This is a genomic window from Candidatus Eisenbacteria bacterium, from assembly GCA_016867715.1.
Lineage (GTDB): Bacteria > Orphanbacterota > Orphanbacteria > Orphanbacterales > Orphanbacteraceae > VGIW01.
On record VGIW01000100.1, the window covers coordinates 1 to 11,267 of the forward strand.

The following is an 11,267-nucleotide window of genomic DNA, read 5'->3' on the forward strand; positions in this document are numbered from 1 at the left end:
GCTCCTTGCCCCGCCCCCCGGCATCGAAGACACATGCGGCGTTTCTGTCGTATGAAGGCTACACGCGCCGCGCCAAGAGATAGATCCGCTTCTTACCCTCGCCGAGTAGGCGGATCGACTCGACCGGCGGGAGAAAGCGCGTGCTCCGCTGGATCCGCTCTCGGGCGGCACGAGCGCTCTCCGGACCTTTGAAGAAGAGCGCCGCCCCCTCCGGACGAAGAAGGATCGCGAACGCTTCGATCGTCTCTTCGTCGGTCGCCACGCCGCGGCTCGCCACGATGTCGAACGATCCCGCGCGCGGCCCCGCGTCCTCTCCCCTCCCTTCCCACACATCGGTCCCGGCAAGACCGAGATCCGCGACCGCCCGCGACAAGAACGCGCACTTCTTCCGCCTCGACTCGAGAAGCGTGATCGCGAGGTCGGGCCGCACGATCGCCCACACGATCCCAACGAGCCCCGCGCCCGCTCCGTAATCCAGAACGCGGGCGCCGGGCGAGGGGGCGGCGACCTGTAGCCCGCCGAGCGAGTCGGCGATGTGCCGCTTCGCGATCCGCGGGGCGGTGAGATCCGCGCGGGAGAGAAGGGAGAACTTCTCTCCGAACTTGAGGACTAAAGAAACATAGCTCGCGAGACGCTCCGGCGCCCCGTCCGGCGCATGGAGACCCTCTCGGCGGGCGCGGGCCACGACTCGTTCGATGTGGTTCTTCATCCGTTCGCCGAGCGCGCCCGCTCCCTCCGGTCGAGGTGCACGACGAGAAGCGCGAGATCCGCGGGAGAGACCCCGTCGATTCTCGACGCGACCCCCACCGTTTCCGGACGGAAGCGAAGGAGCTTCTCCCGCCCCTCGCGCGAGAGGCCGCGGATCGTCTCGTGATCGAAAGCTTCGGGAATCGGCCGCCCCTCCATCGAGGCGAGGCGCTCCGCCTCGCGGGTCTGGCGCGCGACGTAGCCGGCATACTTCACGCGCGTTTCGACCTCGCGCCGGACCGCCTCCGGCGGCACCGGCTCCCCGTTTCGAAAGGCGAGAAGATCCTCATAGCGCACCTCGGGGCGGCGAAGAAGGCCGGCGAGCGTGGTCGGCCCCGACGCCGGCCTCATCCCCGCCTCGACGAGCGCTCGGCTTCCCCCCTCGGGCGTCACCGGAATGCTTTCGAGATAAACAATCTCGCGCGCCGCCGCCCGGTCTCTTTCCTCGGCGAGGCGAAGCACCCGCTCGGGGAGAAGCCCGAGGCGGACGCCGAGTGGAGCGAGACGAATGTCCGCCGTGTCGTGGCGAAGAAGAAGCCGATGCTCCGCGCGCGAGGTGAAGAGGCGGTACGGTTCCTCCGGCTCGCGCGTGATGAGGTCGTCGATCAGAACGCCGATGTACGCCTCCCCGCGCCCGAAGCAGATCGGCTCCCGGCCATCCATGCCGAGCGCCGCGTTGATGCCGGCCACGAGCCCTTGCGCCGCCGCCTCCTCGTAGCCGGAGGTGCCGTTCACTTGACCCGCGAAGTAAAGTCCCCGCACCCGCCGCGTCTCGAGCGATCGGCGGATCTGATCGGTCGGGAAGAAATCGTACTCCACCGCGTAGCCCGGATGGACCATCTCTGCGTCCTCGAGCCCGGGAATCGTCCGGAGCAACGCGCGCTGCGTCTCCTCGGGGAGGCTCGTCGAGATCCCGTTCGGATAGACGAGATCCTCGGCGCCGCCCTCCGCCTCGAGGAAGATCTTGTGCGACGAGTGGTGCCCGAAGCGGACGACCTTGTCCTCGATCGATGGACAATAACGCGGACCGGCGCCCTGAATCTTTCCTGTATAAAGAGGCGAGCGGTCAAGCGACGCGCGGATGACGCGGTGGGTCTCTTCGTTCGTATCGGTGGTCCAGCAGGAAACCTGATTTCGCTCGATGCGTTGGGTCCGAAAGGAGAAGGGCCGCGGCGGATCGTCCGGCCTCTGCTCGCAGGTTCGCTCGTAGCGAATCGTCGAGCCTCGAAGGCGGGGCGGCGTTCCGGTCTTGAGGCGCGCCGTGCGAAACCCGAGCGCGCGCATCCGCTCGGCGAGACGCTCCGCCGCCGGCTCGCCGCGGCGCCCCCCGGGGATGCAGCGCTCCCCCACGTACATGCACGCGGAGAGGAAAGTCCCCGCGGCGAGCACGACCGCGCGCGCGCGAAACGTCCGTCCGGAGGCGTCGACCGCCCCCGCAACATGTCCCCTCTCGACGAGAAGGTCCGCCGCTTCCCCTTCCTCGATCGCGAGGTTCGGCCGGCCCTCCAGCACGTCCCGCATGTAGGCCGAGTAGGCATCGCGATCCGCCTGCGCGCGCGGCGCCCGCACAGCCGGCCCGCGGCTTGCGTTCAACACGCGAAAGTGGATCCCGGTCGCGTCGATCGCGAGGCCCATCTCCCCGCCGAGCGCGTCGATCTCGCGGACGAGCTGTCCCTTCGCGAGCCCTCCGATCGCCGGGTTGCACGACATCCGCGCCGGCGCGCAACGATCGTGCGTGAGCAAGAGGACGGAGCATCCCATTCGAGCGGCCGCGAGCGCCGCCTCGCATCCCGCGTGCCCCCCTCCGATCACGAGAACGTCGCATCCGCGCACGGCCCGCTCCTAAGGCTTTGGATATCGGAAGTAGAATTCGTGGTGGCCGGTCAACAGCCACAAGACCAGGAAATGGTGCGCCAGGTCCGACACAACGAGCCCGATCCCCGCGACGAGAGCTCCTTTTCGCCAGGCCGGATCGGCCAGAGCGAAGCTGACAAGGAGAAGCGCGACACCCACGTAGCCGTGGTGGATCCGAAGACCCGCCGTGTAGCCGGCCAGGAACGCGGTCGATTCCGTCGCCTTCATCCCGAAACCGAATCGAAGGACGCTCGTCGCGATCTCGATCGCCAACGCGAGCAGGAGACCCCACGCCACCACCCCGCCCGCCGAGAGCGCGGCGAGATCAGCGGCGATCTTTGTCGTCGCGAGCAACGGTCTTCGCCTCGAAATAGAGCCACGCATCTAGAGCGGCGATGACAACCGTCGCCGCCACAACCGCGACGTACTGCGCGAGGAGCTCCGGATGCTCCGAACGGACCCAGGGGTACGAGCGCGCCACGGAGATCGCGAGGAGAAGAAGAAACACGAGGATCGCGGGCCCCGCAACCGCGAGGCTCCCGGCGTGCGCTTCGCTCCCGTCCGCCCTCTGAAAGTACTTCTCCCGGATCACGCGGAAGAAGCCGACCCGATACCCGCCGGCGTCGGGCGCTTCGCCCCCTGCGCCGCACCCCCGCGTCGGAAGCGCGTGCGGCCTATACGCCCCGCCTTCCCCTCTCGCGCTCGCCGCGTCGAGAGCCTCCTCGAGCCTCATGATATACTGTTTCAACGGTTTCAGCGCGCGGTAGTTCGTCACGATGAAGAAGGGAATCGTCGCGAGCAAAACCGGCGCGACCGCGAAGACCCACTCGTTTCCCCCGGGAAGATAGATCGAGACGCTCCCCGCCAGCACCGTGAGCAAAAGAGTGAGAAACGGGGCATAGTTGTCCGCGATCCGGCGGAAGTCGTCGTTCCTCTGCTCGAAGTCGGCGACGAGAATGCGAAGCGAGTCGGACTCCGAAAGGGAAGGAGGGACGCCCGTGGTCGCGGGAAAACCGGCCTGATCTCCCTCGCCCGCGAACGGATCCTGAGAGGCGTGCCGCGCCGCGATGTTCCTTCGCGCCCACAGATAACCGACGATGCCGAAAAGCGGCGCGAAGAGGGCGGCTCCGCCCAGCACGAGAGCCGCCGAGCGGTGCTCGACATAGAAGCGATGATCGATGCCCAGCGCCCACATCCGCCAGAGAAGGAACGAGAAGATCGCCGCGAGAAGCGCCGACGCAAACTTGCGCGCCCCGCGCCTTTTCTTGAGAAGCGGGTTCTTCGTGGTCCAGTAGTGATACCCGAAAGCGATCTCCGGTTCCCTATCTTCGTCCGTCGAGTGAATCTTCCCTTTCCCGACAGCGAGAAAGTTGAGGGCGCGCTCGATCTCGATGATGTAATCCCTCATGAGGCGGCTCGACCAGAAGACGAAAACCGAGAAGACCGCCACCGCCTCGCACACGACGACGGAGATCGGAAGGATCCAGAGATAGTCGGCGGGACGGCCCGTTCCGACCATCCAACCGAGCGTCGTCGAGAGAATTGCGACCAGGAGAAACACGATCTTCGGGTAGTACGCGCACTGGCGACGGTAGTCCTCGCAACGCTCCGCATAGTCGGCAAGCTGCACATCGAGGAAATCGGCCAGAGGTCCTTCTCTCAACGCTCCCTCCTGCTCGCCCCGCCTCGCGAAGCTACTTCCCCACACAGAAGCGGGAGAAGATTCGATCGAGAAGCTCCTCGTTCGCTTCTTCGCCGGTGATCGCGCCAAGGCGCGCGATTGCTTCGCGAAGATCCTCGGCGAGAAGCTCCCCCTCGGCGGCGACGCCGCGCGCCCGCGCGAGAGCCGCGGCGGCGCCGCGAAGCGCCTCGGCGTGCCGCGCGCTCGCGAGAACCGCATCCCCCGGCGCCTCCGCCTCGAGGCCGCCCATCACGCGCGCCATTCTCTCGCGAAGAGCCGCGACGCCGTCGCCGCGGAGCGCCGAAACGTCGGACGCCTCTTGCTCCTCGCCCGCGGGGAGCTTTCCGCTGCGGTCCTGAAGATCGCTCTTCGCGAGCACGACGATCCGCTTTCGCTCGGACGTCGCATCGAGAAGCGCGCGGTCCTCGTCCGAGAGAGCCTCGGATCGATCGATCACAAGAAGAATGAGGTCCGCTTCCTCGAGCCGCTTCCGCGCGCGCCGCACGCCCTCTTCCTCGACGCCTCGCGCCCCCTCGCGGAGGCCGGCCGTGTCGAAGAGGCGGAAGAGAAGGCCGCCGATCTCCATCTCTCCCTCGAGAAGATCGCGCGTCGTCCCCGGCTCCGGCGCGACGATCGCGCGCTCCTCCGCGAGAAGCGCGTTGAAGAGGGTCGACTTCCCGCTGTTCGGCCGTCCGGCGAGAACCGCGCGGATCCCCTCGCGCACAAGGCGGCCCTTCTCGCCCGAGCGCGCGAGCGCCTCCGTCTCGGCGAGCGCTCTCGCGACAACGGCCGCCGCGCGCGCGGTGTCGTAGCGCGGGACATCCTCCTCCGCCGCGAAGTCGAGATCCGCCTCGACCTCCGCAAGAAGATCGAGGAGCGCGCTTCGAAGAGCCGCGATCCGCGCCGACAGTCCGCCCCGAAGCTGCGCGAGGGCGCTTCTCGCCGCCCCCTCCGTGCGCGCGCGCACGAGGTCGGCGACCGCCTCCGCCTCGGCGAGATCGATCCGCCCGTTCCGAAACGCCCGCCGAGTGAACTCGCCCGGCTCCGCGAGGCGTGCTCCCGCCTCGGCGAGACGGCGCACGAGCCGGCGCACGAGGTACGGGCTCCCGTGGCACGACATCTCGACGGAATCTTCACCTGTATAGGAATGCGGCGCGCGGAAGACGACGAGGAGAACCTCGTCGATCGCCTCGCCGTTCTCCTCCGCCGCCTCGCCGCGAAGAATGGTGCGCGGCGGCGCGTCCGAGGGGCGGACCCGCCCGCGAAAGACCCGGTCGGCGATCGGGATCGCCTCCGGCCCGCTCACGCGCACGACCGCAAGCGCGCCGACCCCGGGCGGCGTCGCCGCGGCCACGATCGTGTCCCCTTCCCGGTACGGCATCGTTCCACCGCCGGCCGGCCGCTCCTACCGCCGGCGGCGGTCTCCGGATCGCGCGGGTCGCGGCCTCTTCTCGCCGCCGCCGGCCCGCACCCCCTCGCTCCGCCCGCCCGCCGGGGCGACCACCACGCTCTTGTAGAGCCCCTCGCCGACGGTGTACGTGCGAACCGCCGGATCGCCCGTGAGCGCCAAATGGATCACGCGCCGATCGGGCGAGTAGAGCGGATCGGTCGAGAGCTCGCGCCCCGATTCCTTCACCTTGCGCGCCATGCCGAGCGCCTTCGAGCGGAGCTGGTCGTCGCGCCGCTCGCGGTACCCGCCGATATCGACGCGTACCCGCCCCTGCTCTCCGCGGTCTCTGTGCAGAATCCGGTTGAGGAGATGCTCGATCGCATGAAGGGTCTCGCCGTGCTTCCCGATGAGAAGCCCGTCCGACTCCATCGTCACGACCTCGACGGAATAATCTCCCTTGTCCGCGCGCACGTTCACGCGCGCGCCGATTCCGAGGCGCTTCAGGATTCCGTCGAGAACCTCCTCGATCTTCCGCGCGGCGTCCTCTTGGCGGGTCACCCGGACGCGGATCTTTCGCCCTCCGAGGAGGCCGAACAGCGCCCCGCGTTTTTCCTCCAACACCTCCACCCGCACCTCGTCGAGGCTGGCTCCGAGCTCCTTCAGCGCGCGATCGAGCGCTTCCGCGTCGGTGCGTCCCTCACCGATGACGCTTCTCATGTCGTCTCCTTCGTGGGAGGCCGCTCTTTGCGGCCCCGGCCCGTGGCCTTGTTCCGGTTTCGACCGTTCGGTTTCTCCTCGCCGCCCGCGGTGGCCGCCTCGGCCCGGACCGCGTTCTTCTCATCCCCGCGGTTCATCAGGTACTGCTGGCCGATGGAGAGGACGTTGTTGGCCAGCCAATACAGCACGAGCCCGGACGGAAGGCGGTAGAAAAGGCCGGTGAAGAGAATCGGCATCATGTAGATCATCGCTTTCTGCCTCGGATCGATCGTCGTCATCTTCTGCTGCACGATCATCGACACGCCCATCAGGAGGGGGAGAAGGCTGAGGTGCGAACCGAGGAAGGGGAGAGAGAATGGAAGATCCGCGAGAACGTCCGGCCTCGAGAGATCGTCGATCCAAGAGACGAACGGCGCCTTGCGGAGCGCGATCGTTCGTTGCAGAACTTGGTAGAGCGCGATGAAAACCGGCATCTGGAGGAGCATCGGGAGACACCCGGAGAGCGGGTTCACCTTCTCGCGCTTGTAGAGCGCCATCATCTCCTTGTTCAGGCGCTGCGCGTCCCCCTTGAGTTTCTCGCGAAGAGCCGAAACCTGCCCCTGGATGCGCTGCATGTCTTTCATCGACTTGAGGCTCTTGTGCGTCAGATGGTAGAAGAGGAGCTTAGTGAGGAGCGTGATGAGCAGGATGACGACGCCGTAGTTCGGAACGTACTTGTAAAGAAACTTCATGACGGCGAGCGTGAGGCTCGAAATCGGGCGGATCACGCTCCAGCCGAGATCGATCATCCCCTCGAGGCCGACTGCTTCGCTCTTCAAGAGATCCATGTCGAGCGGGCCCGCGTAGAGCCCGATGCGCGCCTCCTCCTTCCCCGCGGAGGCGATCGGCATCTTGACGTCGAGCGACACCCGCTCCTCGCCGGCGATGCGCCGAATGCGGACGAGCGCCCCCGAGTCCTTCGCGGGAAGGAGCGCGATCGCGAAGTACTTGTTCTTGAGGGCGGCGAAGCGGACGTCCCCCGTCCGCTCGACCGGCTCCTCCTCCTTCACCTTCCCCGCCGGATCGCGCACCGCCTTCCCGGCGAGCGAGGTGACCGCGGCCATCTCCCGCTTCTCTTCGTCCCGATTCTCCTCGGTGAACGCGATCCCCGGCTCCCAGAGAAGCCGGTACGAGAAGACCTTCGGCGCGCCGGCCGCCCCCTCGATCGTCTGCTCGACGTCGATCCGATACGAATCGGCGCGGAATCGATACGTTCTCCGCACGGCGACGCCGCTCGCGAGACGCTTCTCGAGGACGATCTCCCCGCCTTCCTCCGGATGCGTGAGCCGCACCCCGTCCTCGTCCGATCGGAACACCGCGCCCCGGAGGTCGACCTCCCCCTCGCCCGTCTCGAGAAGGAGCCCGAGCCCGCCGGGGGCGCCCGCCGCGACCAGCTCGACCGGGCGCTTCTCCTTCCCCGGGAACCGGAGAAGGCGGACCTGGCGGATCGACGCCCCGCGCGTGTCGATCTCCATCTCGTAGAGAGGGGTGGCGACCTCGATGATCCGGGACCCCGCTTCCTCCTCCTCCGCAGGAGCACCGGGCGCGACGGGGAGAGCCTCTCCCGCGTCCGCCGCCGGCGCCTGCGGGATTGCGATCGCGCCGTCGCTCGCGGGCGGGGGCGCGCCTTCGGGCGGTGGTTGGCCCGTTCCCTCCGGCGGGGGCTCCGGCGGATGGATGAACAGGATCTGGAACGCGATGATCAGGATCGTCGAGAGGACGATTGCGAGCAGGGCTTTCCGGTCCACTCTCTTCCTCGCTCGAAAAAGACGGGCCTCGCCTCCCGCGGGGGAGGGAAGCAGCCGCAGGGAGGTTCGGTCCGCTCCGCGCGCTCGCGCCTACGGGACCGGGTCGTACCCCCCGCCGTGAAACGGATGACAGCGCAGCACGCGCCGCGCCGCCAGGACGCCGCCGCGCGCCCAGCCGTGCCTCTGCACGGCATCGAGCGCGAACGCGGAGCAGGAGGGATGGAACCGGCAGGAAGCAGGAATGAGTGGAGACACGCAGAACCGGTAGAAGCGAATCAGAAGGATCAAGGCCGTCTTCACGGGCGCGTTCCCTCTTGTCGGGGCGGCCGCGCGGAGACGAGCCCCGCCCGCTCGAGCAGGACCCGCATCTCGTCCGCGACCTCCACCGCCCGGGCCGCCGCGAAATCGCGGTTCGCCACGAAGACGAGGTCGATGGGCTCGGTCTTCAATTCCGCCTTGATCCTTCGAAACGCCTCGCGCAGAAGCCGCTTGATGCGACTCCGCGCGACCGACTTGCCGATCCGTTTCCCCGCCACGAACGCGGCGCGCGCCGAGCGTGTTGCCGATCCGCCGCGGGAGAGGTAGAGGAGGCGGAAGTTCGGCCCCCTTACGATGCTCCCCTCCCGAAACAGCCGGTCGATCTCGCGGGTCTTCCTAAGGCGCTCGGCTTTGCGCAGCTTCTGGCGCTCCCTCCGCTCGTCCACAAAGGCGCTTTTCCTATGGGGTGAGCTTCTTCCTCCCTTTCGCTCGTCTCCGGGAGAGGACCGCTCTCCCCGCCCGAGTGCTCATCCTCTCCCGAAATCCATGGGTCCGCTTCTTCTTCAGATTGCTGGGCTGAAAGGTCCGCTTCACCTTGACTCCCCCGATTGTGTGGGCTTTCCAGGCTGCGCGCGGCCGCTCGATGGGTTTTTCCGGCCGCGCCTTCGCGCGAAGTCTAGAAACGGCGCGGGATTGTGTCAAGCGGAAACATTGGCGCGCGAAGATGCCTCGGGCGAGGTTCGGTGGAAAATCCGTCCACAGGGGAGGCCCGTCGCCTTTCTTCTTTTGCGACAACGAGATACGCGGGCCGATCGACCCGCGCCCTCTCGAAAAAAAACCTTGAATCGTCTTTCGCGCACGTGGTACGATGCCCGCGCTCTGGAAGATCTGGCGGATCGTCGCAGGGGTGTGGATCCGGAAGTCTCCCGACGCTTCTCGCGTTGCTTCTTGCCTCGGATTTCCGCCGTCGCATACCCCCCTTGGGGATAACCCGGGGGCGCCCCGCCGGAAGACCGTCCCTAACCACTTGTTCTCGAAGGGGTTGCGCGTGTATCCACCGCGGTGGATAACTTGGGGGATTGTTGTCTCTTCGCCCGATCCGTCCACCGGATCGGTGGAGAAGCGCCACTCGATCGGTGGTTATCCCCGTGGATACCGGTGGATAACCTGGGGGTTCTCGTCTCATGTCTCCCGCTGAACTCTGGTCCCGAACGCTCGGCATCATTCAGAAGCTCGTCAGCCCGCAGACGTACGACGCCTGGTTTCTTCCCACTCGCTGCGTTTCTTTTTCCGCAGAGGGGGTGCGGATCCAGGTACCGAACCAGTTCTTCGCTGAGTGGCTGAGGGACAACCATCTGCCGCTCATTCAGAAGAGCCTCGGGCAGGCGATCGGAGCCCCCGCCCCGGAGATCGACTTTACCGTCTCCGACGAGCCGCTTCGCCGCCTGGAGCCGGCGGTTCTTCCTCCGCCCCCCGCGGTTCCCGCGAAGCCCGCGCCCCGCAAGCCCCGGAACCCGCAGCTCAACGAGCGCTTCACGTTCGGAACCTTCGTCGTCGGTCGCTCGAACCAGTTCGCGCACGCCGCCGCGCAGGCGGTCGCCGAGAACCCCGCGCACGTCTACAACCCTCTCTTCGTCTGCGGCGGCGTCGGGCTCGGCAAGACGCACATCATTCAGGCGATCGGGCACCGCGTCGAGGAGAAGTTCCCCGGCTTCACCGTCCACTACGCGTCCGCCGAAAGTTTCATGAACGAACTGATTCACGCGATGAAGACCGGATCGACGTTTCATTTCAAGGAACGCTATAGAAACGTCGATCTCCTCCTCATCGACGACGTCCAGTTCCTCTCCGGAAAAGAGAGCACCCAAGAGGAGTTTTTCCACACCTTCAACGCGCTCTATCTGGCCAGCAAACAGATCGTCCTCACGAGCGACCGTCTGCCGAAGGAGATCCCGAACCTCGAGGAGCGTCTCGTCTCCCGCTTCGAGTGGGGCCTCGTCGCCGACATCCAGAGCCCTGACCTCGAGACCCGGCTCGCGATTCTCCGAAAGAAGGCCGAGACCGAGCGTCTATCGATCCCGGACGAGGTCCTTCTTTTCATCGCGAACTCGATCCGATCGAACATTCGGGAGCTCGAGGGATCGCTCGTGCGCCTCCTCGCTTTCTCCTCCCTCACGGGGCAGGACGTCACGATCGACATGGCGCGCGAGATCCTCAAGGACTTCCTCTCTCGACGCGCGAAGAACGCCACCGTCGAGTCGATCCAGAAAGTCGTGGCCGCTCACTTCTCGGTCCCTCTCGAGGGGCTCCTCTCCCAAAGGAGGACAGCGTCTCTCGCCCTCGCCCGGCAGACGGCGATGTACATCTGCCGCGAGCTGACCGGTCTCTCCCTCTCGCAAATCGGCGCGCGCTTCGGAGGCCGCGATCACACCACGGTTCTTCACGCGTGCCAGAAGATCGATCACCTTCTGAACGCCGACGACGATTTCCGGGCGCGTCTCGACCGGGCGATCGACGAGATCGCGGCGTGAACGAGCTTCTCCCCGATCGCGCGGCGGGGATACCTTGTGGAGAAGAGCACTGTGCGTGTGGACGAGGGGCGGATTCTTCGAGGCGAGAGACCGCGTTTCCCGCCGCCTTGGGGATAACGCTGGACAGCGACCTCGGTGGTGCACACTCCCCGTGGAGAACCGCGATCGCCGAAGAGAGATGCAAGAAGGAGATAGCCTCGCGGCGCCCATCCATCCACATATCCAAGGGACCTACTCCTACTACTGAAGAGATCAAGAAAAGAAGAAGAGAAAAGAAGAAGGGGGTTCCTCCCGAGTCTCGT

At 66.7% G+C, this 11,267-nt stretch carries 11 protein-coding genes; 1 reads left to right on the plus strand and 10 read right to left on the minus strand.

Annotation, left to right across the window (positions count from 1 at the left end):
- Positions 1-58 precede the first annotated feature (58 nt).
- From FJY73_12545 to rpmH, 10 genes are all read right to left on the minus strand, one after another.
- Positions 59-709, minus strand: a complete 651-nt coding sequence (locus FJY73_12545) for a 16S rRNA (guanine(527)-N(7))-methyltransferase RsmG (protein ID MBM3321494.1) — start codon at positions 707-709, stop codon at positions 59-61.
- The gene (gene mnmG, locus FJY73_12550; protein MBM3321495.1) at positions 706-2,580 is read right to left on the minus strand and encodes a tRNA uridine-5-carboxymethylaminomethyl(34) synthesis enzyme MnmG; all 1,875 of its coding nucleotides are present in this window, start codon (positions 2,578-2,580) and stop codon (positions 706-708) included. Before mnmG ends, FJY73_12545 begins: the two co-directional genes overlap by 4 nt.
- Positions 2,581-2,589: 9 nt before the next feature.
- Entirely contained in the window at positions 2,590-2,955 is a 366-nt protein-coding gene (locus FJY73_12555; protein ID MBM3321496.1) for a hypothetical protein, read from the minus strand.
- Positions 2,927-4,264 carry a hypothetical protein gene (locus tag FJY73_12560; protein MBM3321497.1) on the minus strand — a complete coding sequence of 446 codons (1,338 nt, stop codon included), beginning with the start codon at positions 4,262-4,264 and terminating at the stop codon, positions 2,927-2,929. Before FJY73_12560 ends, FJY73_12555 begins: the two co-directional genes overlap by 29 nt.
- Before the next feature lie 31 nt (positions 4,265-4,295).
- Positions 4,296-5,663, minus strand: coding sequence for a tRNA uridine-5-carboxymethylaminomethyl(34) synthesis GTPase MnmE (mnmE, locus tag FJY73_12565; GenBank protein ID MBM3321498.1), 1,368 nt, complete (start codon positions 5,661-5,663; stop codon positions 4,296-4,298).
- Between the two features lie 24 nt (positions 5,664-5,687).
- On the minus strand, positions 5,688-6,389 hold the full coding sequence (locus FJY73_12570; GenBank protein ID MBM3321499.1) for a Jag N-terminal domain-containing protein: 702 nt from the start codon (positions 6,387-6,389) through the stop codon (positions 5,688-5,690).
- The gene (gene yidC / locus FJY73_12575; GenBank protein MBM3321500.1) at positions 6,386-8,176 is read right to left on the minus strand and encodes a membrane protein insertase YidC; all 1,791 of its coding nucleotides are present in this window, start codon (positions 8,174-8,176) and stop codon (positions 6,386-6,388) included. Before yidC ends, FJY73_12570 begins: the two co-directional genes overlap by 4 nt.
- A gap of 90 nt (positions 8,177-8,266) precedes the next feature.
- Complete coding sequence (gene yidD / locus FJY73_12580; protein MBM3321501.1) at positions 8,267-8,476, minus strand: membrane protein insertion efficiency factor YidD; 210 nt, start codon at positions 8,474-8,476, stop codon at positions 8,267-8,269.
- Entirely contained in the window at positions 8,473-8,880 is a 408-nt protein-coding gene (gene rnpA, locus FJY73_12585; protein ID MBM3321502.1) for a ribonuclease P protein component, read from the minus strand. Before rnpA ends, yidD begins: the two co-directional genes overlap by 4 nt.
- A 13-nt stretch (positions 8,881-8,893) precedes the next feature.
- Positions 8,894-9,028, minus strand: a complete 135-nt coding sequence (rpmH, locus tag FJY73_12590; GenBank protein ID MBM3321503.1) for a 50S ribosomal protein L34 — start codon at positions 9,026-9,028, stop codon at positions 8,894-8,896.
- 590 nt (positions 9,029-9,618) lie between these two features.
- Between rpmH and dnaA the strand changes: the two genes are divergently transcribed.
- Positions 9,619-10,965, plus strand: a complete 1,347-nt coding sequence (gene dnaA / locus FJY73_12595; protein ID MBM3321504.1) for a chromosomal replication initiator protein DnaA — start codon at positions 9,619-9,621, stop codon at positions 10,963-10,965.
- Positions 10,966-11,267: the final 302 nt, after the last annotated feature.

Coding starts and splice junctions, on each gene's coding strand:
- FJY73_12545 (MBM3321494.1), bottom strand. CDS start 709: ATGAAGAACCACATCGAACGAGTCGTGGCCCGCGCCCGCCGAGAGGGT.
- mnmE (MBM3321498.1), bottom strand. CDS start 5,663: ATGCCGTACCGGGAAGGGGACACGATCGTGGCCGCGGCGACGCCGCCC.
- FJY73_12570 (MBM3321499.1), bottom strand. CDS start 6,389: ATGAGAAGCGTCATCGGTGAGGGACGCACCGACGCGGAAGCGCTCGAT.
- dnaA (MBM3321504.1), top strand. CDS start 9,619: ATGTCTCCCGCTGAACTCTGGTCCCGAACGCTCGGCATCATTCAGAAG.